Raw genomic sequence first — 25,073 nt, 5'->3', positions numbered from 1 at the left:
AGACAAATTTTTGTCTCAGCAAAGGGAAGCAGTTAATGATCCCCTTTGCTGAAATAAAAATTATTCTTGGAAGGAGATTGTATGACGAAGCCAAATGTCATTGAGATGCACGATATTACCAAAAAATTTGGTGAATTCGTGGCAAATGACCATATCAATCTTGATGTGAGACAAGGAGAGATCCATGCCCTCCTCGGTGAAAATGGTGCAGGTAAGTCAACTTTAATGAATATGCTTTCAGGTCTTTTGCAACCTACGAGCGGTACCATTAAGGTTAAAGAACAAGAGGTGACGATTGATTCACCATCTAAAGCAACGAAACTGGGGATTGGGATGGTTCACCAACACTTTATGTTGGTTGAAGCTTTTACAGTTGCTGAAAATATCATCCTGGGTAGTGAGGTAACTAAAGCTGGTGGTGTCCTTGATATGAAGAAGGCTATCAAGGAAATTACTGAACTCTCTGAAAGATACGGTCTTGCGGTAGATCCAACTGCCAAAGTTGCAGATATCTCTGTTGGTGCTCAACAGCGTGTTGAAATCCTTAAGACTTTGTATCGTGGGGCTGATATTTTGATCTTCGATGAGCCGACTGCGGTATTGACTCCGTCTGAAATTACTGAACTTCTAAACATTATGAAGACCTTGGTTAAGGAAGGCAAGTCAATTATTCTGATTACCCATAAGTTGGATGAAATTCGAGCAGTTTCTGACCGTGTCACTGTCATTAGACGTGGTAAATCAATTGATACGGTAACGATTGAAGGGTCAACAAATGCTGACTTGGCCGAAATGATGGTTGGCCATCAGGTTTCCTTCAAGACAGAGAAAATTCCTTCAAATCCAAAAGAAGTTGTTCTTTCTATTAAAGATTTGGTGGTTAACGAGAACCGAGGAATTCCTGCTGTTAAAAATCTATCATTAGATGTTCGTGCTGGTGAGATCATCGGTATTGCCGGTATCGATGGCAATGGTCAGACAGAACTTGTCCAAGCGATTACAGGACTTCGTAAAGTTAAGTCAGGTGATATAACCATCAAGGGTGAATCGATTATTCATAAGACAACTCGTCAGATTACTGAAATGAGTGTTGGTCATATTCCTGAAGATCGTCACCGTGATGGTATGGTCCTTGAAATGACAGTTGCTGAAAATATCGCTCTTCAAACCTACTACAAAGAGCCAAATTCTAAGAATGGTATCTTGAACTATAATGTCATCAATGCTAAAGCGCGTGAATTGATGAAAGAGTTTGATGTTCGTGGTGCAGGAGAGTTAATTGCTGGTGGTGAATTGTCAGGTGGTAACCAACAAAAAGCTGTTATCGCTCGTGAGATTGACCGTGACCCAGGACTTCTTATTGTAAGTCAACCAACTCGAGGTCTTGACGTTGGTGCCATTGAGTACATCCGTAAACGTATTATCGCAGAACGTGATAAAGGTAAGGCTGTGATTGTTGTCAGCTTTGAATTGGATGAAATTCTTGATATGTCAGACAGAATTGCGGTTATCTATGATGGTGCAATTCAGGGAATTCTAGATCCTGCTGAAACGAATAAGCAAGATCTTGGTATTCTTATGGCTGGTGGACAATTGAATAAGGAGGAAGCAAATGTCTAAAAAAGTACAAAATTGGGCAGTTCCTTTAATTGCTGTCCTCTTGGGAATGCTGATTGGAGCCGTTTTGATGTTGATTTTCGGTTACGATCCATTCTGGGCTTACTATGATCTTTTCACAACGGCCTTCGGCTCATTGAAAAATATTGGTGAAATTCTTCGCGCCATGAGTCCGCTGATTCTGATTGCACTAGGATTCTCTGTTGCATCTAAGGCAGGTTTCTTTAACGTTGGTTTGCCAGGACAAGCCTTGGCAGGATGGGTTTCTGCCGTATGGTTTGCTTTGTCATTCCCTGACTTACCAAAGGTGATTTCAGTTATCTGTACAGTCATTATCGGTCTGGTTGCAGGTGGTATCGCTGGGGCTATTCCAGGTATTCTCCGTGCTTACTTGGGAACTAGTGAGGTCATTGTTACCATCATGATGAACTACATCATTTTGTATGTAGCAAACAATATTATTCGCTTTGGATTTACAGCTGATATGTTGCGTTCTTCAGAAGCTTCTAACAAGGTTGTAGCCTCAGCTAGTTATCAAACAGAGTATTTATCTCAAATAACTGGTGGTTCGCGTTTCAATATTGGTTTCTTCCTGGCTCTTGCAGCTGCCTTCTTAGTTTGGTTCTTGCTTAAGAAAACAACAACTGGTTTTGAAATCACATCTGTAGGTCTTAATCCTCATGCTTCAGAGTATGCAGGGATGTCATCTAAACGTGTTATTATCATGTCAATGATTATCTCAGGTGCTCTATGTGGTCTTGGAGGTACAGTAGAAGGACTTGGTACATTCCAAAATGTCTTCGTTCAAAACGCTTCATTGGCTATCGGTTGGAACGGTATGGCGGTTGCGCTTTTAGCGTCTAACTCACCTATCGGTATCCCATTTGCCGCCCTTCTTTATGGTGTTTTGTCTATTGGTAAGAGTGGTATGATTGGTGTTCCACCTGAAATTATCGATGTTGTTTCAGCCTTGATTATCTTCTTTGTTGGTGCTAATTACATCATTAGATATTGGGTTCGCCCTCGTCATAAATCAGTGAAAGCTAAAGGAGGACAAAACTAATATGGACTTTATTACAATTATAGCCTTAATTGTTGCCTCTATGTTGAAATATTCAGCACCATTGATTTTTACAAGTATCGGTGGAACTTTCTCTGAACGAGGCGGTATCGTAAATGTCGGCCTTGAAGGAATTATGGTAATTGGTGCTTTCGCAGGTGTTCTCTTTAACTTGACTTTTGCAGAAAGTTTTGGAGATGCGACACCTTGGATTGCTGCGATTGTAGCAGGTCTGGTTGGTGTTCTCTACTCATTGCTCCATGCTGTTGCGACAATTAACTTCCGAGCTGACCATGTTGTCTCTGGTACAGTGTTGAACCTTATCGCACCATCTTTGGCAGTGTTCTTGACACGTGTTATCTATGGTGCTGGTCAAACACCTGCTATCAGTCATAACTTTAAGACTGTATCCTTCCCAATCTTGGATCATGTCCCTTTCTTGGGTAAAGTTTTCTTCACTAATGTTTCTTTGGTAGCATATGTTGCTATCTTGGTTTCAGTAGCATCATGGTGGCTCATCTTTAAGACACGCTTTGGTTTGCGACTTCGCTCAGTTGGTGAACACCCACAGGCAGCAGATACACTTGGGATTAACGTCTATCGTATGCGTTACTATGGCGTCATGATTTCGGGCTTCCTTGGTGGTGTTGGTGGTGCGGTTTATGCACAATCAATCTCAAACAACTTTGCCGTTACAACAATTGCAGGTCCTGGTTTCATCGCCTTGGCTGCTATGATTTTCGGTCGTTGGAGCCCAATTGGAGCTATGCTCTCAAGTTTGTTCTTTGGATTGTCACAATCATTGGCAATCATTGGAAAACAGCTTCCACTCATTTCACATGTACCAAATGTGTATTTGCAAATTGCACCATATATCTTGACAATTATTGTCTTGGCTGCTTTCTTCGGTAAAGCCGTTGCACCTAAAGCAGATGGTGTTAACTATATCAAATCTAAATAGGCACTCTACAGTGTCTCAGATAAGAAGGTCTATCGACCTTCTTTTTTATTCGAGTAAAAAAGGGCTCTATAATTTCTGTAGTGGGTAAAACCACTGTAGAGATTATAGAGCTTTTTGAGTGTACACAAAAAGTCCCATAAGAACTATAATGAAAAGCGACCAAACCATCATTAGGAAGAACTCATGAGACTTATTAAGAATACCACAGAATTAATCGGAATTAAAGACCCTAACATCATTATTTCTCTTGTTTTGGAAACTAATACTCATATCGAGATTCATGCAAAACTTGATTATTCTGCACCACCATGCCCTCATTGTCAAGGAATAATGATCAAATATGACTTTCAAAAATCTTCTAAAATCCCTCTTCTCGAACAAGCTGGAACTCCAACACTACTACGTCTGAAGAAACGTCGCTTCCAGTGTAAAGTGTGTAAGAGAGTAACAGTGGCTGAAACCTCAATCGTTGAGAAAAACCACCAAATCTCCAACCTTGTCCGACAAAAGGTTGCACAACTTCTAACTGAGAAGGTATCACTAACGGATATTGCCAGAAGACTTCGTGTATCGACGTCCACTGTCTATCGTAAACTTGACCAGTTTACTTTCAAGGAACATTATGACAAACTCCCAGCTGTTATGTCCTGGGATGAGTTTGGGTTCAAGAAAGGTGAACTCGCTTTTGTGGCTCAAAACTATGAGACCAACAAACTCATAACCATCCTTGATAATCGCTACCAAACTACTATACGAAACTATTTTTTGAAGTATCCATTGAAAGTCCGACAACAGGTACAGTTTATCACGATGGATATGTCTGGAGCTTATATTCCACTGGCTCGCAAACTCTTCCCTAACGCCAAAATTGTTCTTGATCGATTTCACATTATCCAGCACCTTGGTCGAGCATTTTTAAAAACAAGAATTGCGATTATGAACCAGTTCGATAAGAAGTCTCTACCCTATCGAGCCTTGAAAAATCACTGGAAACTCTTTCAAAAGGACAGCCGTAAGTTATCTCTCAATTCTTTCTATTCAAAGACTTTCCGTCAAACCTTAAGTCCACATGAAGTTGTTGGGAAAACACTAGATTTTTCAGAAGAGCTTACCGACTACTATACACTTTATCAGCTCTTACTTTTTCACTTTCAGGAGAAGAGAGTAGATGAGTTTTTTGAGTTAATAGAGGAGAACATGAGCAAGGTCAATCATTACTTCAAAACTGTCTTTAGGACCTTCCTTAGACACAAACCATACATCAAAAACGCACTAGAAACAGACTATTCAAATGCAAAATTGGAGGGAACCAATAAGCTTATCAAAGATATTAAACGTCTGGGCTTCGGTTTTAAAAATTTTATCAACTTTAGGAAGCGTGTTTTCATCACTCTGAACATACAAAAAGAGAAAACCTATCAGGTTCTCTCTAGATGTTAGCTTTTCGTCACCCACTACAGTTGACAAAGAGCCTAAAAAAGCTTGTCATACCTACTTTAGTGAGTATTGACAAGCTTTTGTTTTTATGAAAAATGTGGGTTAAAGACCTTCTCGTGACCAATAGTGGTATCCCATCCATGTCCTGGGAAAACTTTGTAGTGGTTAGGAAGTGTAAAAAGTTGCTCTTGAATACTAGTGAGTAATTGTTCGTGGTTACCTGATGGAAGGTCCCAGCGTCCAATTGTTTCTTTAAAGAGGGCATCACCAGAAAATACAGTTTCTTCTCTATCAAAGATAAAAGAAACACCTCCAATAGAGTGTCCTGGAGTTGGAACAACTTTAAACTGAAAGTTCTTGATGTTATAATCTTCAGTAAAATCGAAGTAGTGTTCTGCAGGATTGACAATAACGTCTTCCATATCGTCGTGACGTGGGAGTCCAGATAAATTATCAATAGGACTCATCAACCAGTCTTTTTCAGCTTCAGTAACATAAACAGGAGGATTATAAGCCTGACGGACTGCCTCAACACTCATAATGTGGTCGTAGTGTGTATGTGTCAAAAGGATAGCAGCAACTGGTTTGTCGATTGCTTTAAGTTCAGCTAAGATAGCAGAAGTATCACTTCCTGGATCAATGACTAGACAGGCTGTATCGTTTTCTAAAATATAGGTGTTTTCCTGAGCAACAGGATTTAAAATTCGTCTTATTTTCATAGTTCTAGTGTAGCACGAATTTCAGGCTTTTTCCAATATCAGAATGATGGCTTTGTCTTTTTTTGGTGCTTTGTATATGCTATAATAAGGTCACTATGAGTGAAAAAAACACGAATAAATATGCCATTATTGATTTGGAAGCAACCTCCGCTTCGTCAACGGCTAGTATTATACAGGTGGGAATTGTTATCATGCAAAATGGTCAGGTGGTTGACGAATTTGCAAGTGATGTTAACCCACACCAAGAACTCGATGAGCACATTATTCATTTAACAGGAATTACTGATCAGCAGTTGGCCCAAGCACCAGATTTTTCAGAAATTGCCAGAACAATTTTTGAACTGATTGAGGACTGTATTTTTGTTGCCCATAATGTTAAATTTGATGCCAATTTGCTTGCAGAGGCACTTTTTATGGAGGGTTTCGAATTAAGGACGCCTCGTGTTGATACGGTCGAATTGGCTCAGGTCTTTTATCCAACGTTCGAACAATATAAGTTATCTCATTTATCCAAGGTTCTTAATCTTGACTTAGCTCAAGCCCATACCGCTATTGAAGATGCGAGAGCGACCGGACAGCTTTTGTTTCATTTGATGGATAAGATTGCCAGCTTACCTAGACAGACCATTGAGATGCTTTTGACTTTTTCAGATAATCTTCTTTTTGAGACAGAGTTGGTTATTCGTGATGCTATAAGAGGTCAAAATTTAGGTCTTTCAAAGGAATATGTCATGCTTGAAGAATCTGGAATTGTTCTTCGTAGACCTGTGGCTTATAAGGCGGAACGAAAACTGTCTCAAGATTTTGCTACCAATATTGCTCTCTTAGATTTAGAGTCAAGACCTAAACAAAGAGAGTTTGCTGAGGCAGTAAGGAAGGAGCTTGATAATACTGCTATTTCCATGATTCAGGCTCAGACTGGAATTGGGAAAACCTATGGCTATTTGCTTCCCTTGTTAGCACAATCTGATGTAGATAAAGTGGTGGTGGCTGTTCCAACCAAGCTTCTTCAAAATCAGATTATGAATCAGGAAGCTAAAGCATTATCGGATGTCTTTAATATTAACTTTCATAGTCTCAAAGGACCTCAGAATTATATCAAGTTGGATGCCTTCTACCAAACTTTACTTCGTCAGGATAGTAACCGTTTGATTAATCGTTACAAAATGCAACTCTTGGTTTGGTTGACTGAAACGGAGACAGGGGATCTTGATGAAATCAGACAAAAACAGCGCTATATGGCCTATTTTGATGAGATTAAGCACGATGGTAAGTTAAAGGTGGATAGTCTTTTTGCTGAATATGATTTTTGGCAACAGTCCTACCAAAAAGCCCAAGAAGCTAGGGTAGTTGTGACCAATCATGCTTATCTTTTGACGCGTATGGAAGATGATCATGATTTTGTTCGAGGAAAAACCCTTGTGATTGATGAGGGACAAAAGATGGTTCTGGCTTTGGAACAATTTTCACGTCATCAAGTCAATCTTACAGTCCTTTTGCAACATATCCATCGTATTCTTGATAGTGGTAATCAAACCTTACTTCAACAACGCTTGCTCGAAAATTTGCAGTTTGAAGTTAGCCATCTAATCCAAGAACATCAACAATTTCCTCAGAAGCAGTATAATCGCCAGCAATTAGATCGTTTGCTACAAACCATTTCTGAACTGGAAGGTGAAAGTGATTTGATGGAGATGTTGTCTCCACTGAAGACACCCCTTTACAGCCATTTTTGGCTTGAAACAGACTATTATCAGGAACATCGTGTAACTTATTTAAAGGCGTCACGTCAAGAACTCTTAGAACTTTCAGCTTATCTACCAAGTGCTCAAAAAGTGATAATTGTTTCAGCAACTATTGATGTAGGACCTGATGTTGATGTGGCCGATTTGTTGGGCTTAAAACAGGTACGCAAGGTTAGCCTTCCAATGGACACTTTACCCAATCAAGCTATTTGGATTGATCAAAGCATGCCTATGATTGGAGTTTCTTCTGAGGAGGAGTATGAAGTTGCTCTTGCAAAGCGTCTCCAGAAGCTATCTGAAATGGAATATCCAATTTTAGTACTATTCACGTCTCGAAATAGTATGATGGTTGTTTCGGATTTATTGGATCATAGGGAAGTTCGTCACCTAACTCAAGAGAAAAATGGGACAGCTTTTAATGTCAAAAAACGTTTTGATAGAGGTGAGACCAATCTCCTTCTTGGTATGGGGTCATTCTGGGAAGGTGTTGACTTTGCTCAACAAGATAGGGTAATTGAGGTTATTGCACGTCTGCCGTTTGACAATCCTAAGGATCCTTTCTATCAAAAGATTGAATCTTGGTTTTCTAAGCAAGGAAAGAGTACCTTTGATAGTTACAGTCTTCCAATGACGGTTTTACGTTTCAAACAAGCTATCGGACGTGCCCAAAGACGCCCAGAACAGCGTTCAGCTATTCTTCTTACGGATAATCGCCCACTCGTTAAGAGCTATGGAAAACTATTTCTAAAAGAAGTCACACAAGAAGTGGCGCTTAAGTGTGCTAAGTTTGAGCAAGTCAAAGAGGATATTAAGGATTTCTTAGAAAAAGAAAGTTAACTTTTTAAAACAAACCTTTTCTAAGATTACTCAGGCTTTATGAATTTTACTGAGTTATAAAAAAGATAGACTTAATTGCTCAATACTAGCTATATTGCTATGTAAAGATTTATTATTTTCTGATATAATAAATTCAGAAACTTTTTTAGGAGGCATTATGCGTAAACAACGTTCACCTTGGACAAAAAAGCAACAGCTCATTTTTGGAATAATTGTAATCGTTGTGACCTTAATTGCCTCTGTGACTGCTATTCTTATTGTAGCGACTAAGCCTTACGTAGACGCTGAAAAGAAGGTTATTGCCATAGCAGAGAGCAAAGCAGACATAAGGACTGTTACTGAATTTGATATCTACCATGGTGAGTCTACCTATTACGGACTTCTTGGAAAGTCTAGTCAAGGTGAGAAGCTGGCTGTTATCATGAGTCCTGATTCAGGTGTGGTTGATATCTACAAGCAATCTGATGGTATTAGTAAGTCAGTCGCTAAGAAAGCTGCTAAGGCCTATGGTGCTAAGGAGATATCCTATGTCCACCTAGGAAAATATGGCAAAACTCCTATTTGGGAAGTGAAGTCAGGAACCCAGTATTATCTGGTTGATTTTATCTCAGGTCAGGTTATTAAAGTGGAAGGACTATAATGAAATGACAAAATTATCAAATCGTGTATTACAAATGGAAGAAAGTGTTACTTTAGCTGCCAGTGCGCGTGCTAAAGCTCTTAAAGCTCAAGGACGTGATATCTTGAGTTTGACACTTGGTGAACCAGATTTTGTAACACCTAAGAACATTCAAGATGCGGCCATTGCTTCTATTGAAAATGGTAAAGCAAGTTTTTATACCGTGGCTTCTGGACTTCCGGAACTCAAGGATGCGATCAGCACTTACATGGAAAATTTCTATGGTTATGCTGTGAAACCAAATGAGGTTGTTGTCGGCACTGGTGCTAAGTTTATCTTATATGCTTTCTTTGCTACGGTCATTAATCCTGGTGATGAAGTCATTATTCCAACACCTTGCTGGGTTTCTTACGTAGACCAAGTTAAAATGGTTGAGGGTGTTCCGGTTACTTTCCAAACGACTGAAGCTAATCACTTTAAAGCAACGGTTGAACAGCTTGAAGCTGCTCGAACTGAAAAAACTAAGGTTGTCTTGCTTAATTCTCCATCAAATCCAACAGGAATGATTTACAGCAAGGAAGAATTGCAAGCAATCGGTGACTGGGCGGTTGAGCACGATGTCTTGATTTTAGCAGATGATATCTATGGACGTTTGGTCTATAATGGCAATACTTTCACCCCAATTTCAAGCTTGTCAGATGCGATTCGTAAGCAAACAATTGTGATTAATGGTGTTTCTAAGACCTATGCTATGACAGGTTGGCGCGTGGGATTTGCTGTAGGAGATCCAGAAATTATTTCAGGAATGGCGAAGATTATTAGCCAAACAACATCAAATCTTACAGCAGTTTCTCAATACGCTGCTATTGAAGCCTTAACTGGTGATCAGTCTTCTATCGAAGAAATGCGTCAGGCCTTTGAAGAACGTTTGAATACAATTTATCCACTCCTAGCTGAAGTACCTGGTTTTGAAGTCATCAAACCTCAGGGTGCCTTTTACCTCTTCCCTAATGTTAAAAAAGCGATGGAAATCAAGGGTTATACAGATGTCAATGATTTTACAAACGCTATTCTTGAAGAGGCTGAAGTGGCTTTGGTAACAGGTGCAGGATTCGGGGCACCTGAAAATATTCGTCTTAGCTATGCAACAGACTTGGATACTTTGAAAGAAGCAGTCCGCCGAATCAAAGCCTTTATGGAAAAATAGAATTAAAATAGATCAAAAGAAAAGAGAAGTAATTACATGTCTAAACAATTAGTTTCAATTATTGATGTGCCTAAATACGTGGGTGAAGAAATCACTATCGGTGCATGGGTAGCTAACAAATCAGGTAAAGGGAAATTGGCCTTTCTTCAATTGCGTGATGGGACTGCCTTCTTCCAAGCTGTAGCTTTCAAACCTAACTTCATCGAAAAATACGGTGAAGAAGAAGGTACTGAAAAATTTGATACTGTTAAACGCCTTAGCCAAGAAACATCAGTTTATGTGACTGGTGTGGTCAAAGAAGATGAACGTTCAAAATTTGGTTACGAGTTGGATGTGACAGCAGTAGAAGTCATCGGTGAGTCACATGATTACCCAATCACACCAAAAGAACACGGAACTGACTTCTTGATGGATAATCGTCACCTTTGGTTGCGTTCGCGTAAACAAATGGCTGTCCAACAAATTCGTAATGCGATTATTTACGCAACATACGAATTCTTTGATAAAAATGGTTTCATCAAATTTGATAGTCCAATTTTGTCAGGAAATGCTGCTGAAGATTCAACAGAATTGTTTGAAACAGATTACTTTGGTACTCCTGCTTACCTAAGCCAATCTGGTCAGCTTTACCTTGAAGCTGGTGCAATGGCTCTTGGTCGTGTCTTTGATTTTGGTCCTGTTTTCCGTGCTGAAAAATCAAAAACACGTCGTCACTTGACTGAGTTCTGGATGATGGATGCTGAGTATTCATTCCTGACACATGATGAGTCACTTGACTTGCAAGAAGCTTATGTTAAAGCACTTATTCAAGGTGTGATTGATCGTGCGCCACAAGCTCTTGAAATCCTTGAACGTGATGTGGATCTTCTTAAGAAATACATTGCTGAGCCATTCAAGCGTGTGTCTTATGATGAAGCTATCGACCTTCTTCAAGCACATGAAAATGATGAAGATACAGATTACGAGCACCTCGAACATGGGGATGACTTCGGTTCACCGCACGAAACTTGGATTTCAAACTATTTTGGTGTTCCAACATTCGTTGTTAATTATCCAGCAAGCTTTAAGGCCTTCTACATGAAACCTGTTCCTGGTAATCCAGAGCGCGTTCTTTGTGCAGACCTTTTGGCTCCAGAAGGTTATGGTGAAATCATCGGTGGTTCAATGCGTGAAGATGACTATGATGCCCTTGTAGCTAAAATGGATGAACTCGGAATGGACCGTTCAGAATACGAATTCTACCTTGACCTTCGTAAATATGGTTCAGTACCACATGGTGGTTTTGGTATCGGTATTGAACGTATGGTTACTTTCGTAGCTGGCACAAAACACATTCGTGAAGCTATTCCATTCCCACGTATGTTGCACCGTATCAAACCATAAGTAAAATTCTCTAGGAGTGCAAAAGTATGAAAAGATGGTTTCTTGGTCTATTGGCCTTACTTTGTATGGTTTCGATGGTAGCTTGTAGCAAGTCTGCTCCCTCACTAGAGGGTGAATGGCAGGCACAAGATGCCTTAAAGAAGGATTATACTATTGTCTTCAAGAAAGATAAGGTCAAGATTGGTGATCAGGATTATAACTATACAGTGGATGGTCCCAAGTCTAAAGATGACTTTACCTATTATTCGCTAAAAGTAAAAGATCAGGGGAAAGAGACGTTTTATACGGTATTTTTCCCAACTAAATCCAAAGAGGTTGCTCTTTTTCTACAACCAAATGATGAGAAAGAACCTATTAAGGGTCAAATGCTCTTTGCACTTAATAAAAAAGAAAAACCAGACTACTATAGCTATGTCAAAAAGTATCTGAAATAAAAACGCCAACTGGCGTTTTTACTTTTAATGAAAGAGGTGAGGAAAATGTAGGCAACTCTAAGTAAGTCTTTTAGAAACAATCAAATTACATATTGAAAGTGAGAAAACGATGTTTAAAAGAACTTACAAAGGCAATATTCCACTTCTAGCAGGACTGGAATTCACATCTTATTTTGGAATCACCAGTTTTTGGATTTTATTTTTCATTCAGAATGGTCTTTCCTTACTTCAAATCGGTTTACTAGAAAGTATCTTTCATGGGACAAGTCTCTTGTGTGAGATTCCATCAGGTATGTTGGCCGATCGGTTTAGCTACAAGACCAATCTCTATTTGGCTCGCTTGGCCAGTATTGGATCCTCTGTCTTGATCTTACTTGGTCAGGGAAATTTTTGGATCTATGCGATTGCCATGATGGTCAATGCTTGGTCTTACAATTTTGACTCGGGGACCAGTACGGCTTTCTTATATGATTCAGCAGTTGAAGCAGGTCAAAAGGACCGCTATCTTCAGATTTCTAGCTTTTTGTCTGGTGTGGCAGAAGTCACCCGAACTCTAGGTACAGTTGTTGCTGGTTTCTTTGTTCACGGAGCCTTGGCCTTGACCTATCATATTGCGATTGGCCTTTCATTAGTTTCCATTCTCTTGATTTTTCTGATGAAGGAGCCAGAAACTAAGAGTGATGAAAGAAATCGCTTAACCTTAAAACGGATATTGGTGGTGGTGAAACAAGAATGGCAGGAGAAACCGGTCTTATTTTACTGGATGCTCACCTATCAACTGCTAGGAACCATCATGTGTATGTTTTATTTTTACTACCAACAGAAAATCAGTGACCTAGCCAGTTGGCAAGTATCGCTCATCATGCTTGTTGGTAGTCTCTTAAATCTTCTAGCTGTTTATCTAGCTAGTCAAATCGGGAAAAAATGGAATAGCAATCAAGTCTTTCCAATTCTGGTTGCGCTGACAGGGTTGGCCTTGCTGTTGGTATGGTTGAGAACTCCATTCGTCTATCTAAGTGTTTATCTCTTGACCAATGCACTTTATGCGTTTTATCAACCCATTTACTACAATGATTTACAAGGCTATTTACCATCCAGTGTACGGGCAACCATGCTGAGCATCAATTCGATGATGTTTAGTCTATCCATGATTGTCATCTTCCCACTGACGGGTTGGTTCATCGATAGTTATGGATTTGTAGTAGTCTTTGTCATCCTGGGCCTTGTAACGCTATTCTCTTTCCCTCTCTTACTGATTGGATTGGGGAAAATGGGCAAGATAATAAATAAAGGGACAAAGATGGATTAATATTCCAGACTTTTATTAGTCTACATAAGTTTAAATTGGATAATAGCATCTTGCTTAACAAAATCCGAACGAACTCTCTCTGCTGTGCAGGGAGAGTTTTTTTATCTTTAAAAATTGTGGTAAAGTAGGCACATCCTTTACAATAGGAATCGAGTCGTGTGAAATCTTTAGGTCAAATGCTCTTTGCACTTAATAAAAAAGAAAAACCAGACTACTATAGCTATGTCAAAAAGTATCTGAAATAGTAGGAGAAGGATTAGCCTAGTGCTGATTCTTTTCTTTTTGGAATTATATGTTTCAATTTTCAGAATATTTTGTTATAATAGCAACATATTAGTCAAAGGAGAACTATCATGGCAAAAACTATTCATACTGATAAAGCACCAGCAGCAATCGGACCTTATGTTCAAGGTAAAATTGTTGGCAATCTTTTGTTTGCTTCTGGTCAAGTACCATTGTCACCAGAAACAGGTGAAATCATTGGCGAAACAATTCAAGAACAAACAGAACAAGTTCTTAAAAATGTTGGGGCTATTTTGGCAGAAGCTGGTACAGACTTTGACCACGTTGTCAAAACAACTTGCTTCCTAAGTGACATTAACGATTTCGTTCCATTTAACGAAGTGTATGCAACTGCCTTTACATCTGATTTCCCAGCACGTTCTGCAGTAGAAGTGGCACGTTTGCCAAAAGATGTTAAAATTGAAATCGAAGTTATCGCTGAGATTGATTAATGAAGAGAGCCTTGGCTCTTTTCTTTTTTTCTCAACTATGATAGACTATTAAAGATAAATCATTTTCGATGTTTGGGAGACACCATCGCTAAAAAAAACCATTACTGGCGTTTTTTTGGCTCCCCCAAGGGGCCTTTTTATGTGTCTCAAACATCACGAATAAAGAGGAATATTATGAAACGTCAATCAGCTTTGGTCGTCTTTAGTGGCGGTCAAGATTCTACTACTTGCCTATTTTGGGCTCTAAAACATTATGAAACAGTTGAATTAGTTACTTTTGCTTACGGGCAACGTCATAGCTTGGAAATTGAAGTAGCTAAAGAGATTGCACGAGAACAAGGGCTTAAACACCATGTTTTAGATATGTCTTTGCTTGGTCAAATTACTGAAAATGCTTTAACATCTGATATTGAGATTGAGGCAGAAGAAGGTGAAGTTCCTAATACTTTTGTGGACGGGCGTAATCATCTTTTCCTTTCTTTTGCAGCTGTTCTGGCTAAGCAACGTGGTATCACTGACATTGTTACGGGTGTTTGTGAGACAGACTTTTCTGGTTATCCAGACTGTCGTGATGTTTTTGTCAAATCGCTTAATGTCACACTTAATCTAGCCATGGCCTATGATTTTGTTATCCAAACTCCTCTCATGTGGTTAGATAAGGCTGAGACTTGGGCTTTGGCTGACCAACTTGGAGCTTTCGACTATGTTCGTGAAAAAACGCTAACTTGCTATAACGGTATTATTGGGACTGGTTGTGGGGAATGTCCTGCCTGCCATTTGCGTCAAAAAGGACTTGAAAAATATCTAGCAGAAAGAGGAGAAGCTTAATGTTCTTTGCACCGAAAGAAATCAAAAAAGAAACAGGTGAGTCTTTGGTTTACAATCCTCACCGTACAATGGTTTCTAAAGAGTTTACTTTTGATGCTGCCCACCATCTCTTTCATTATGAAGGCAAATGCAAATCGCTTCATGGTCATACCTACCATCTTCAAATAGCAGTGAGTGGTTACTTGGATGAACGTGGCATGACCTACGATTTTGGTGACCTCAAGAGCATTTATAAGGACCATTTGGAACCTCAGTTAGATCACCGTTATCTCAATGAGACTTTGCCTTATATGAACACAACTGCGGAAAATATGGTTTTCTGGATTTTCCATACGACGAGTCAACATCTGCCAGAGGAGAGGGGACTTCGTTTGGAATATGTACGCCTTTATGAAACACCAACAGCCTTTTCAGAGTTTAGACGGGAGTGGTTGGATGAATAGAGAACGTGTACTCAAACTACCAGTACTTGAAATTTTTGGACCAACCTTTCAAGGGGAAGGGCGAGCAATTGGTCAAAAAACCATGTTTGTAAGGACAGCAGGATGTGATTACCACTGTGATTGGTGTGATTCTGCCTTCACTTGGGATGGTTCAGAGAAACCAACTCGTATGACAGCTGATGAAGTCATTGAAGCTTTGGATGCGCTAGGAACTTACGACTATGTTACTCTATCTGGAGGGAACCCAGCTCTTTTAGCAGCTAATATGGCTGAACTTGTTTCAAAACTCAAAGCAAGAGGAGTGACTTTGGCCGTTGAAACACAGGGTTCTCGCTGGCAGGAGTGGCTAAAGGATATTGACCAAGTAACCTTAAGTCCTAAACCGCCATCATCCAAGATGGAAGTCAATATGGAAACCCTTGACTTTATTGTTTCTCAGCTTGATCCTGATAAAGTTACCTTCAAGGTTCCTGTTTTCGATGATGCAGATTTAGCCTTTGCTAAAATGATTCAGGAACGTTATCAGCCAGATGTCATGTTTCTTTCAGCTGGTAATCCTGAACCTAAAGCAGAGGGTAATATTGTCCAACATCAATTAGATCGCCTAAAAGAACTGTGGGAGACTGTAGCTGCTGATGACTCGTGGGGAAATGTGCGAGTTCTCCCTCAGCTTCATACCCTACTCTATGATAATGAGCGTGGTGTCTAATCTTCACATTCTATAAGCTTAGAATTGATAGTATTTTTACTTTTTTAATGATTAACATTAGAAATTTGGATTAAAAATCGACTATATAAAGGTCTAGAAAAATTAACAACGAAGGAAGAAAAATGTCACAACAAGAAGAAATGAAAAACCTCACTCTCCTTGGTAATAAGGAGACACCTTATATTTTTGAATACTCTCCACAAGTCTTGGAGTCTTTTGATAATCGTCACACTGATAATGATTATTTTATCAAATTCAACTGTCCAGAATTTACGTCACTTTGTCCTATTACTGGCCAACCTGATTTTGCAAGTATCTATATTTCTTATATTCCAGACCAGCTCTGCGTTGAGTCTAAATCTCTAAAGCTTTACCTCTTTAGTTACCGTAATCACGGAGATTTCCATGAAAACTGTATTAATACCATTGGTAAAGATTTGGTGGAGCTTTTGAACCCTCGTTACTTAGAAGTTTGGGGTAAATTTACACCTCGTGGTGGTATTTCTATTGACCCTTATTATAATTATGGCCGTCCAGAAACTAAGTATGAAAAGATGGCAGAGCAACGTCTTTTTAATCACGATCTTTACCCAGAAAATATTGATAATCGTTAATATCATGCTAAAAGTCCTTATATTAAGGGCTTTTTTATTTTGTTAAACACCTGTCTTTAGGGTGTAAAAGAAAGCTGATCAATTATTTTTTACAAGTAAAAGTAAGGTCATTGTTAGTTTTTTATTGGTCTGTTCTTAGAAAGTTCTATTATTAAAATAATTTGACAATAGAAGTATTATCTCCTACAATTAAAGTAAAACAGAAGCGTAAGCGCTTGCTTATAAAAGGTATATTTGTTTTTAAAAAAGGGGATGAAGACAATGAGAAAAAGTTTACGTCTATTTTCGTGCGCTGTTTTAGGGGCAGCAATATTAGCACCAACGGTAGTTGGTAATGATCATGCACAGGCCGATAGTTATTATGGCCGAGGTTACTATAATAACTATTCTTATAATCCATGGTATAACAACTATTATCCAAACTATGGTTATAACTACGGATACAATGGTTATTATCCAGGCTATAATTACAATTATGGCTATAACTACGGTTACAATAATTACTATCCAAACTATAACTATGGCTATAATTATAACTATAATTATGGCTATAACAACTATAATCCTGGTTACAACAACTACAACGAATCAGGTACTTACCGCTATAGCAATGGTTACTTGTACTACATCTTGAGTGATGGTAGCTACTATGTTAACTATAACGGTCGTTGGGTTCGTGGTGGTGACTATAATAACAACAATAGTGGTTCTAACAATACACCAACGACAGGTTATGAGGTTTTGAGAAATGACCCTCACTACCGTTACGAAAATGGTACTCACTACTATTTGAAAGATAATGGCGATTACTACTATTATTCAAATGGTAAGTGGGTGCTTGTTAAGGCTTCAAGCACAGATTCTGAAGCTCCAACAACTTCAACTGTAGATTCAACTTCATCAGCAAGTTCAGAGGTAGCCTCAACTGTAGATTCAACTTCATCAGCAAGTTCAGAAGTAGCCTCAACCGTGGATTCAACTTCGTCTGCAAGTTCAGAAGCAGCGTCAACTGTAGATTCAACTTCATCAGCAAGTTCAGAAGTAGCCTCAACCGTGGATTCAACTTCGTCTGCAAGTTCAGAAGCAGCGTCAACTGTAGATTCAACTTCGTCTGCAAGCTCAGAAGTAGCTTCAACTGCCGACTCAACTTCGTCTGCAAGTTCAGAAGTAGCTTCAACTGTTGACTCAACGTCATCAGCAAGTTCAGAAGTAGCCTCAACTGTAGATTCAACTTCGTCAGCAAGCTCAGAAGTAGCTTCAACTGTTGACTCAACGTCATCAGCAAGTTCAGAAGTAGCCTCAACTGTAGATTCAACTTCAGAAGCGGCTTCAACTGGTAACTCAAGTTCGACTGTAACTTCTGAATCTTCTTCAACAGCAACTTCAGAGACAGGTTCAACATCAGAAACAAGTTCTGAAGCTCCTGAACTTGAAAACCCACCATATGCGCCTGAAACAAACATTGACTATGATAAGTTGCCAAAACCAACATTGCCACCAACAGATTATCGCATGCAGTCAGACCCACGATTTGTAGATGACAACGGTACGTATTACTACCGTGTCGCTATGACTGATGAGGAAAATGCGCGTGGTATCGATGGTTACTACAAATGGGTTGATGGTAAGTGGAAACTCTACAATGGTACTGCCAATGATGACCCTGAGCTTGATCCAGATTTTCATAAACCAGCAGGAAACGACGAATACATGTACGATGACAACGCATCAAGTGTTAAGTTGTATTCTGAAAATGTAGTTGGTACTGGTAAAGCGGGAGAAGCTCTTCCATTCCAAAATGTTGATGAATTCAAAGACTATGTCATTAATAATCTTGCTCCAAAATTCATAGACAATGCTGGCTGGGATTGTAATGTAACTTGGGAAATTGAAGATGTTGATAACTTCAATGCTTCTAAAGGCAGTGCTTGGGCACGTGATTATGTGATTACAGCTAATCTCAAGAGCGGTGTTGACGACAAAAAATATAGTGATGTTGAATTTGGATATGTTAAATTTATTTATCATGTAGAACCAACTGAAAACTCTGATTATGTTGAAGTTGATTCAGCTAAGGCTGCCTTTAATGAAATCAATGCTCAACGTACAGCTGCCGGTTTACCAGCGCTTACATGGTCTGATGATCTTTACAATAGCACAACTCTTCCACACGCCAAAGATATTTCACATACTTACAACAGTGACGGTATTGTTTACCGTCGTGAATCTGATGGTTCAGTTGTTGCAAATAAATGGTTGAGCAGTGGTATTCGTGAACTTCTCATGAGTCCAGATGCTACTCAAGCTGCAGTGGCTTGTGTTGTCGCAGGTGATGGTACTTACTACTGGACTTTGAATTACCAATAAGAAGATGTTAAATTAATTGTCCCAATAATGAGGAGTCTGAGGTTAGTCTTGGACTCTTTTCCTTTATCTATTGAACGTTTAAGCTTTCAATATGGTATAATAGAGCCTAGAAAGAAGGCGAAAATATGCAGGTTAAGAGAGTTCAGGATTATATCTCTAAAGAGTGGTTCGATGAAACCGATGGCTCCTATTTCGAACGACTAAATAGTCGTTTGCAGGTGCTTTTGAAAAAAGATTATCCTGATTTACAAGGACATGATTTCATTAGTAATATTAGCCTTTTGGATTATAGGTTAGTTTTTCTCGACGAGATTATCGCAAATGCTAATGAGAAAAATGAGCACGTGCGTGAAACAGTTCATGATGTGACCAAGAGTTTGCTCTACGAGGACCAGGATGTCCAGGAACAATTGGATAGTCGAATTACTTTTGGTCAAAAAGTGGCGGATGAAGTGGCCCGATTTGGTGGATCTTGGACTTTTATCTTGTCATTTGTTGCTTTTATGGCTATTTGGATGGGGCTGAATGTTGTTCAACCCTTTGGGATTGCCTTTGATAAGTATCCTTTTATTCTGTTGAATCTGGCCTTGTCCACTCTAGCTGCCGTTCAGGCACCATTGATTATGATGAGTCAGAATCGGGCATCGGATTACGATCGATTGCAAGCACGAAATGACTATAACGTCAATAAACAATCAAAGGAAGAAATCCGACTTTTACATGAAAAAATTGATCACTTGGTGCAACAAGACCAATCAGATTTGCTTACTATTCAAAAATTGCAGACAGAAATGATTATGGGGGTTAGCCAACAAGTTGAAAAAATGTCAGACGATATTCGTGTCTTGAAAGAAGAAAGACTAGAAAGGGAGTCTCATGGGAACGAAAAAAATTAATTTAGTTGTTGTAACAGGGATGAGCGGAGCAGGTAAGACTGTAGCGATTCAATCCTTTGAGGATATTGGATACTTCACTATTGATAATATGCCACCTTCTTTGGTACCAAAGGTTATCGAATTGGTAAAACATAGTGAAGAGACAGATAAGATTGCTCTTGTCGTTGATATGCGAAGTCGCTTGTTCTTCGATGAAATCAACGATATTTTGGATAAATTAGAAAGCAATGAGGAACTTAATTTCAAGATTCTTTTCTTGGACGCTACGGATGGTGAATTGGTTTCTCGTTACAAAGAGACACGTCGTAGTCACCCACTGGCGGCAGATGGCCGTGTTTTGGATGGCATCAAGTTAGAGCGTGAGCTTTTGTCACCGCTTAAGAGTTTGAGTCAAAACGTAGTTGATACGACAGAATTGACTCCGCGTCAACTTCGTAAGGCTATTTCTGAACAGTTTTCATCTGAGCAAGACCAATCTTCTTTCCGTATTGAAGTTTTGAGTTTTGGTTTTAAATATGGACTGCCATTGGATGCAGATCTGGTTTTTGATGTCCGTTTTTTGCCAAACCCTTATTATGATCCTGCCCTTCGTAACCTCACAGGTTTGGATAAAGAGGTTTTTGATTACGTCATGAAGCATACAGAATCAGAAGACTTTTACAATCATTTGAAACAGCTTATTAAACCAATCTTACCTGGCTACAAAAAAGAAGGTAAGTCTGTTCTTACTATTGCTGTTGGGTGTACAGGTGGTCAACACCGTAGTGTAGCTTTTGCACATCGTCTAGCCCAAGATCTAAAAAATGATTGGACAGTCAATGAAACACATCGTGATAAGGATCGACGTAAGGAGACGGTGAATCGTTCATGAAAAAACCAAGAATTACAGTAATAGGTGGGGGAACTGGTATTCCAGTCATTCTTCGTAGTTTACGCCATAAGGATGTTGATATCACTGCTGTGGTAACTGTAGCTGATGATGGCGGTTCTTCAGGAGATTTGCGTGATATCATGCAACTGACACCTCCAGGGGATTTGCGTAATGTTTTGGTAGCTATGAGTGATATGCCTAAACTTTATGAAAGAGTTTTCCAATATCGTTTTGATAAAACCGATGGCGCTTTGGCCGGTCATCCACTCGGAAATCTAATCATCGCTGGAATTTCTGAAATGCAGGGATCTACCTATAATGCCATGCAGCTTCTGACGAAGTTTTTCCACGTCACAGGTAAGATTTATCCTGCCAGTGAGACTGCCTTGACGCTTCATGCCGTTTTTCAAGATGGTCATGAAGTAGCAGGTGAGAGTAGTATTGCCCAATACGATGGCATGATTGAGCGCGTTTATGTGACTAATACCTATAATGATGAAGAGCCTAAGGCCAGTCGTAAGGTTGTTGATGCTATTATTAATAGTGATATGATTGTTTTAGGTCCTGGGTCTCTCTATACATCGATTTTGCCCAACCTGGTGATACCAGAGATTCGTCAGGCTCTTATTGAGACCAAGGCTGATGTCACATACATTTGTAATATTATGACGCAGTACGGAGAAACTGAGCAATTCTCAGATGCCGACCATGTGGCTGTTCTTAATCGTCATCTTGGCTCCGATGTGATTGACAATGTCTTAGTTAATATCAAGAAAGTGCCTAAGGAATATATGGCAAGTAATAAATTTGATGAATACCTTGTTCAGGTTGAGCATGATTTTGAGGGCTTACGTCGTGAAGCAAAAACAGTTGTGTCTTCTAATTTTTTGCGACTTGAAAATGGTGGTGCCTTCCACCATGGTGACTTGGTAGTGGATGAGCTCATGCATCTAGTGAGGAATAAGTCATGAGTTTCACGATTAAGGTTAAAGAAGAGATAATTGCAGCTTCAAGCAAAGACAAGGCTGAATTGTCGGCATTGATTAAGATGTCTGGTTCTGTTGGATTGACCAACCAAGGATTGACTCTTTCTATCTCAACAGAAAACGCAAAGATTGCGCGACATATCTACCAATTAATGGAAAGTCGTTATCAGAGTAATCCTGAATTGAGACATCATAACAAGACTAATCTCAAGAAAAATCGTGTTTACACGGTTTTTGTAGCTGACCATGTCAATGATATTTTGTCCGATTTACAATTGGCGGATTCTTTCTTTGGCTTTGAAACAGGCATTGAAACATCAGTAATGGAAGATGATGAAGCTGGAAGATCCTATTTACGAGGTGCTTTTTTGGCGACTGGAACAGTTCGTGATCCTGAAAAAGGCCGTTATCAATTAGAGATTTTTTCCGTTTACCAAGACCACGCAGAGGACTTGGCTTCTCTCATGAAAAAATTTATGCTCGATGCCAAGGTTTTGAGTCATAAAAATGGTTTTGTGACCTATCTTCAAAAAGCTGAGGATATTATGGATTTCCTCCTTGTTATTGGTGCAATGAACTCTAAGGATACCTTCGAAGAGGTCAAAATTATGCGAGAGACCAGAAATGATCTGAATCGTGCCAATAATGCGGAAACAGCTAATATTGCTAGAACGATTAGTGCTAGTATGAAAACAATTAATAATATTATCAAGATTATGGATACGGTTGGCTTGGAGATTTTACCTGTGGAGCTGCGCCAAATTGCCCAACTCCGTATTGCCAATCCAGATTACTCTATCCAGCAAATCGCAGATAGTATAGAACCTCCTCTGACCAAGAGTGGTGTCAATCATCGTCTCAGAAAAATTAATAAAATTGCGGACGATTTGTAAGTAGAAAGGAAGCTTTTATGGCTTGTACAACGATTTTAGTAGGTAAGAAAGCCTCATATGATGGCTCTACCATGATTGCACGTACTGAGGATTCTCAATCTGGCGTTTTTACGCCCAAAGAATTTCTCGTCGTGACCCCTGAAGACCAACCGCGTCATTACCAGTCTGTGCTTAGCAAGTTTTCAATTGATTTGCCAGATAATCCTCTACGTTATACTTCTGTTCCAGATGCACTTGGTAAAGACGGTATCTGGGGTGAAGCTGGTATTAACTCAGCTAATGTTGCCATGAGTGCAACAGAAACAATCACCACCAATGCGCGTGTACTCGGTGCAGACCCTCTTGTTAAAGATGGTTTTGGAGAAGAGGATATGTTAACATTGGTCTTGCCATATATTAAGACGGCGCGTGAAGGTGTCCTTCGTTTGGGGCAACTTCTTGAAACTTACGGAACTTACGAATCTAATGGTATTGCTTTCTCAGATACTGAAGAAATTTGGTGGCTAGAGACCATTGGTGGTCACCATTGGATTGCCAGACGTGTTCCAGACGATGCCTATGTTACTAACCCAAACCAACTTGGTATCGATCACTATGAATTTGAAAATCCAGACGACTATCTTGCCTCACCAGACATTCGAGACTTTATTAATAAACATCACTTGGATTTGACTTATTCTAACGAACACTTTAATCCACGTTATGCTTTTGGTAGCCAACGAGATAAGGATCGTCATTATAATACACCACGCGCCTGGGCTATGCAGAAATTTTTGAACCCAGAAAAAGACTATGATCCAAAATCATTCTTTATTCCATGGTGCCAAAAACCATACCGCAAAATTACAGTTGAAGATGTTAAATATGTCTTGAGTCTTCATTACCAAGATACGCCTTATGATCCTTATGGACCTCAAGGAGATGCGGTAAGTCAACGCCAATTCCGTCCAATCGGTATCAACCGTACTAGCCAAACAGCTCTCTTGCAAATGCGTCCTAACAAACCATCAGAAACAACTGGTATTCAATGGTTAGCCTATGGATCAATGCCTTTTGGCACTATGGTGCCATTCTGGACTCAGGTCGGAACGACACCTGCTTATTTCCGTCAAACAACTGATAAAGTGGATACAGGTAATTTCTACTGGAGTAATCGCTTGATTGCTGCCATCTGTGATCCTCATTTCCAACAGCATGAAGCTGATTTGGATGCCTATGTAGAAACAACTATGGCTCTTGGCCATGCCATGATTAATCATGTTGATACCGCTTTAGCTAATGATGAAAGTATTGATTTTGAAGCTGAAAATCAAAAAATTAGTGATAAGATTCAGTCAGAAACAGATAAATTATTGGCAAAAGTCTTAGATGATGCAAGTAATTTGATGACCAATCGTTTTTCTATGAGTGATTAAAGTTATCAAAAAAGCCTTTCCATAAAATTGGAAAGGTTTTTTCGTAGTTTAACATTACTTGTTTTCTTCATCTAGACTCGAGAGAATCTGATAAAGTGTAATGAAGAAGAAAAGATTGAGTGAAATAAGAAGACCTGATGCCCATGGCAAATCGCTTTCTAAATTTCGAAGAGGTGAATTCCAAGCAAAGTGTGCAGCAAAAGCACCACAAGCATAAAGTATACCAATAAGACTGTATTTAGAATTAATGAGTTTTTGACGGGAACGCCATATAAGGACTAGCCCCATAGCAAGGAAGGATGTGTAAAGCCAGTGAGACGATACGGCACCAATAGTTCGACCAAGAATACCTGAAATCGTATAAGAAAAACCATCAGGCAAATCTGAAAGAATATAGGAGAAGTCTTCACTAATCTGGAAGCCAAGACCTGCCGTAATAGCAACAAGCAAGATCCCCTTGTAACTTTTCGTTGGTACCATATAGATAGCAAAGAGAAAAGCTGCCAGTTTTAGGGGTTCTTCAACTAGGGGAGCCATAAGGGCATCCTCAAAGCGGTAGAAGAAGCTCTTTGAAGAAAGATGAGCAGTCACCCAGTCGTGAGAAATGGTATTGGCATAACCAGCTATCCATCCTGTGATAAAGACTCCACCAATTAGAGCAAATATGAGAACAAGTGGTTTCACCTGCCATCTCTTGCCTAAGTACAGAATCAGAAATATTCCTGGTACGATATAACATAAGGCAATCGGTGTTGATAGTCCAATAATACCGTATGCCGAACCAGACAAAGCGCCTGAAGTGTATGATTGCGTATCATAAGTCAGGCCTATGGCTGAAAGCAATAAAAAAAGATATAGGATTAATTTTCGAAACATGTATAACCTACTTTCCAAATGATATTTCCAGTATATCAAATAATTCTTTCTCGTCGAAATATTTCAATTTTTTTATTTTAGGACTTGCAAAATAAATGAAGTGTGATATACTT

22 protein-coding genes and 1 pseudogene are annotated in these 25,073 nt (G+C 39.3%); 21 read left to right on the top strand and 2 right to left on the bottom strand.

Features of this window, described 5'->3' with window-relative positions; genetic code table 11:
* The first annotated feature begins 81 nt into the window (after positions 1-81).
* The 4 genes and pseudogenes from PCY16_RS06485 (at position 82) to PCY16_RS06470 (ending at position 5,071) form a co-directional block, all read left to right on the top strand.
* Positions 82-1,620 carry an ABC transporter ATP-binding protein gene (locus tag PCY16_RS06485; RefSeq protein WP_060971360.1) on the top strand — a complete coding sequence of 513 codons (1,539 nt, stop codon included), beginning with the start codon at positions 82-84 and terminating at the stop codon, positions 1,618-1,620.
* Positions 1,613-2,680 (top strand): ABC transporter permease, encoded by a 1,068-nt coding sequence (locus tag PCY16_RS06480; RefSeq protein WP_004184109.1) that lies wholly within the window; start codon positions 1,613-1,615, stop codon positions 2,678-2,680. The genes PCY16_RS06485 and PCY16_RS06480 overlap by 8 nt, the downstream gene beginning before the upstream one ends.
* A 1-nt stretch (position 2,681) precedes the next feature.
* Positions 2,682-3,638, top strand: coding sequence for an ABC transporter permease (locus PCY16_RS06475; protein WP_060971361.1), 957 nt, complete (start codon positions 2,682-2,684; stop codon positions 3,636-3,638).
* 183 nt (positions 3,639-3,821) lie between these two features.
* Positions 3,822-5,071 (top strand): annotated as a pseudogene (locus tag PCY16_RS06470) (ISL3 family transposase).
* A gap of 90 nt (positions 5,072-5,161) precedes the next feature.
* Here PCY16_RS06470 and PCY16_RS06465 read toward each other — a convergent pair.
* A complete protein-coding gene (locus PCY16_RS06465; protein WP_179969444.1) occupies positions 5,162-5,794 on the bottom strand; it encodes an MBL fold metallo-hydrolase in 633 nt (210 codons plus the stop codon).
* A gap of 95 nt (positions 5,795-5,889) precedes the next feature.
* Here PCY16_RS06465 and PCY16_RS06460 point away from each other — a divergent pair, with 95 nt between their 5' ends.
* The 17 genes from PCY16_RS06460 (at position 5,890) to PCY16_RS06380 (ending at position 24,084) form a co-directional block, all read left to right on the top strand.
* Positions 5,890-8,376: a bifunctional DnaQ family exonuclease/ATP-dependent helicase gene (locus PCY16_RS06460; protein WP_195414179.1), complete on the top strand. Its 2,487-nt coding sequence runs from the start codon at positions 5,890-5,892 to the stop codon at positions 8,374-8,376.
* 157 nt (positions 8,377-8,533) lie between these two features.
* Positions 8,534-9,016, top strand: a complete 483-nt coding sequence (locus PCY16_RS06455; protein ID WP_037600738.1) for a DUF5590 domain-containing protein — start codon at positions 8,534-8,536, stop codon at positions 9,014-9,016.
* Between the two features lie 4 nt (positions 9,017-9,020).
* Complete coding sequence (locus PCY16_RS06450; RefSeq protein WP_195414178.1) at positions 9,021-10,202, top strand: pyridoxal phosphate-dependent aminotransferase; 1,182 nt, start codon at positions 9,021-9,023, stop codon at positions 10,200-10,202.
* A 36-nt stretch (positions 10,203-10,238) separates the two neighbouring features.
* Complete coding sequence (gene asnS, locus PCY16_RS06445) at positions 10,239-11,585, top strand: asparagine--tRNA ligase (protein ID WP_037600731.1); 1,347 nt, start codon at positions 10,239-10,241, stop codon at positions 11,583-11,585.
* A gap of 26 nt (positions 11,586-11,611) precedes the next feature.
* Positions 11,612-12,019, top strand: coding sequence for a hypothetical protein (locus tag PCY16_RS06440; RefSeq protein WP_037600729.1), 408 nt, complete (start codon positions 11,612-11,614; stop codon positions 12,017-12,019).
* A 109-nt stretch (positions 12,020-12,128) separates the two neighbouring features.
* The gene (locus PCY16_RS06435) at positions 12,129-13,328 is read left to right on the top strand and encodes an MFS transporter (RefSeq protein ID WP_060971365.1); all 1,200 of its coding nucleotides are present in this window, start codon (positions 12,129-12,131) and stop codon (positions 13,326-13,328) included.
* A gap of 353 nt (positions 13,329-13,681) precedes the next feature.
* On the top strand, positions 13,682-14,062 hold the full coding sequence (locus PCY16_RS06430; RefSeq protein ID WP_002891112.1) for a RidA family protein: 381 nt from the start codon (positions 13,682-13,684) through the stop codon (positions 14,060-14,062).
* Positions 14,063-14,236: 174 nt separating this feature from the next.
* Positions 14,237-14,890 carry a 7-cyano-7-deazaguanine synthase QueC gene (queC, locus tag PCY16_RS06425; RefSeq protein ID WP_037597875.1) on the top strand — a complete coding sequence of 218 codons (654 nt, stop codon included), beginning with the start codon at positions 14,237-14,239 and terminating at the stop codon, positions 14,888-14,890.
* Positions 14,890-15,333, top strand: a complete 444-nt coding sequence (gene queD, locus PCY16_RS06420; protein ID WP_060971232.1) for a 6-carboxytetrahydropterin synthase QueD — start codon at positions 14,890-14,892, stop codon at positions 15,331-15,333. Before queC ends, queD begins: the two co-directional genes overlap by 1 nt.
* Positions 15,326-16,042: a 7-carboxy-7-deazaguanine synthase QueE gene (queE, locus tag PCY16_RS06415; protein WP_060971233.1), complete on the top strand. Its 717-nt coding sequence runs from the start codon at positions 15,326-15,328 to the stop codon at positions 16,040-16,042. The genes queD and queE overlap by 8 nt, the downstream gene beginning before the upstream one ends.
* Before the next feature lie 122 nt (positions 16,043-16,164).
* Positions 16,165-16,656: a preQ(1) synthase gene (gene queF / locus PCY16_RS06410; RefSeq protein ID WP_003097375.1), complete on the top strand. Its 492-nt coding sequence runs from the start codon at positions 16,165-16,167 to the stop codon at positions 16,654-16,656.
* A 261-nt stretch (positions 16,657-16,917) separates the two neighbouring features.
* Positions 16,918-19,023, top strand: a complete 2,106-nt coding sequence (locus PCY16_RS06405; protein ID WP_195310562.1) for a serine protease — start codon at positions 16,918-16,920, stop codon at positions 19,021-19,023.
* A 125-nt stretch (positions 19,024-19,148) separates the two neighbouring features.
* Positions 19,149-19,919: a DUF1003 domain-containing protein gene (locus PCY16_RS06400; protein ID WP_037600718.1), complete on the top strand. Its 771-nt coding sequence runs from the start codon at positions 19,149-19,151 to the stop codon at positions 19,917-19,919.
* Positions 19,900-20,790, top strand: coding sequence for an RNase adapter RapZ (rapZ, locus tag PCY16_RS06395; RefSeq protein WP_060971235.1), 891 nt, complete (start codon positions 19,900-19,902; stop codon positions 20,788-20,790). Before PCY16_RS06400 ends, rapZ begins: the two co-directional genes overlap by 20 nt.
* Positions 20,787-21,761, top strand: coding sequence for a YvcK family protein (locus PCY16_RS06390; protein WP_195414176.1), 975 nt, complete (start codon positions 20,787-20,789; stop codon positions 21,759-21,761). Before rapZ ends, PCY16_RS06390 begins: the two co-directional genes overlap by 4 nt.
* Positions 21,758-22,669, top strand: coding sequence for a DNA-binding protein WhiA (gene whiA, locus PCY16_RS06385; RefSeq protein ID WP_004182012.1), 912 nt, complete (start codon positions 21,758-21,760; stop codon positions 22,667-22,669). The genes PCY16_RS06390 and whiA overlap by 4 nt, the downstream gene beginning before the upstream one ends.
* A gap of 17 nt (positions 22,670-22,686) precedes the next feature.
* Complete coding sequence (locus PCY16_RS06380; protein ID WP_195414175.1) at positions 22,687-24,084, top strand: C69 family dipeptidase; 1,398 nt, start codon at positions 22,687-22,689, stop codon at positions 24,082-24,084.
* Positions 24,085-24,138: 54 nt separating this feature from the next.
* Here PCY16_RS06380 and PCY16_RS06375 read toward each other — a convergent pair whose 3' ends face one another.
* Entirely contained in the window at positions 24,139-24,960 is an 822-nt protein-coding gene (locus PCY16_RS06375; protein ID WP_195414174.1) for a PrsW family glutamic-type intramembrane protease, read from the bottom strand.
* Positions 24,961-25,073: the final 113 nt, after the last annotated feature.

It is taken from the genome of Streptococcus sp. SS4 (assembly GCF_030440125.1).
Lineage (GTDB): Bacteria > Bacillota > Bacilli > Lactobacillales > Streptococcaceae > Streptococcus.
Note: the sequence above shows the minus strand (reverse complement) of the source record. Positions and strands in the feature narration are given on the sequence as shown.

Coding starts and splice junctions, on each gene's coding strand:
- PCY16_RS06485 (WP_060971360.1), top strand. CDS start 82: ATGACGAAGCCAAATGTCATTGAGATGCACGATATTACCAAAAAATTT.
- PCY16_RS06480 (WP_004184109.1), top strand. CDS start 1,613: ATGTCTAAAAAAGTACAAAATTGGGCAGTTCCTTTAATTGCTGTCCTC.
- PCY16_RS06475 (WP_060971361.1), top strand. CDS start 2,682: ATGGACTTTATTACAATTATAGCCTTAATTGTTGCCTCTATGTTGAAA.
- PCY16_RS06465 (WP_179969444.1), bottom strand. CDS start 5,794: ATGAAAATAAGACGAATTTTAAATCCTGTTGCTCAGGAAAACACCTAT.
- PCY16_RS06460 (WP_195414179.1), top strand. CDS start 5,890: ATGAGTGAAAAAAACACGAATAAATATGCCATTATTGATTTGGAAGCA.
- PCY16_RS06455 (WP_037600738.1), top strand. CDS start 8,534: ATGCGTAAACAACGTTCACCTTGGACAAAAAAGCAACAGCTCATTTTT.
- PCY16_RS06450 (WP_195414178.1), top strand. CDS start 9,021: ATGACAAAATTATCAAATCGTGTATTACAAATGGAAGAAAGTGTTACT.
- asnS (WP_037600731.1), top strand. CDS start 10,239: ATGTCTAAACAATTAGTTTCAATTATTGATGTGCCTAAATACGTGGGT.
- PCY16_RS06440 (WP_037600729.1), top strand. CDS start 11,612: ATGAAAAGATGGTTTCTTGGTCTATTGGCCTTACTTTGTATGGTTTCG.
- PCY16_RS06435 (WP_060971365.1), top strand. CDS start 12,129: ATGTTTAAAAGAACTTACAAAGGCAATATTCCACTTCTAGCAGGACTG.
- PCY16_RS06430 (WP_002891112.1), top strand. CDS start 13,682: ATGGCAAAAACTATTCATACTGATAAAGCACCAGCAGCAATCGGACCT.
- queC (WP_037597875.1), top strand. CDS start 14,237: ATGAAACGTCAATCAGCTTTGGTCGTCTTTAGTGGCGGTCAAGATTCT.
- queD (WP_060971232.1), top strand. CDS start 14,890: ATGTTCTTTGCACCGAAAGAAATCAAAAAAGAAACAGGTGAGTCTTTG.
- queE (WP_060971233.1), top strand. CDS start 15,326: ATGAATAGAGAACGTGTACTCAAACTACCAGTACTTGAAATTTTTGGA.
- queF (WP_003097375.1), top strand. CDS start 16,165: ATGTCACAACAAGAAGAAATGAAAAACCTCACTCTCCTTGGTAATAAG.
- PCY16_RS06405 (WP_195310562.1), top strand. CDS start 16,918: ATGAGAAAAAGTTTACGTCTATTTTCGTGCGCTGTTTTAGGGGCAGCA.
- PCY16_RS06400 (WP_037600718.1), top strand. CDS start 19,149: ATGCAGGTTAAGAGAGTTCAGGATTATATCTCTAAAGAGTGGTTCGAT.
- rapZ (WP_060971235.1), top strand. CDS start 19,900: ATGGGAACGAAAAAAATTAATTTAGTTGTTGTAACAGGGATGAGCGGA.
- PCY16_RS06390 (WP_195414176.1), top strand. CDS start 20,787: ATGAAAAAACCAAGAATTACAGTAATAGGTGGGGGAACTGGTATTCCA.
- whiA (WP_004182012.1), top strand. CDS start 21,758: ATGAGTTTCACGATTAAGGTTAAAGAAGAGATAATTGCAGCTTCAAGC.
- PCY16_RS06380 (WP_195414175.1), top strand. CDS start 22,687: ATGGCTTGTACAACGATTTTAGTAGGTAAGAAAGCCTCATATGATGGC.
- PCY16_RS06375 (WP_195414174.1), bottom strand. CDS start 24,960: ATGTTTCGAAAATTAATCCTATATCTTTTTTTATTGCTTTCAGCCATA.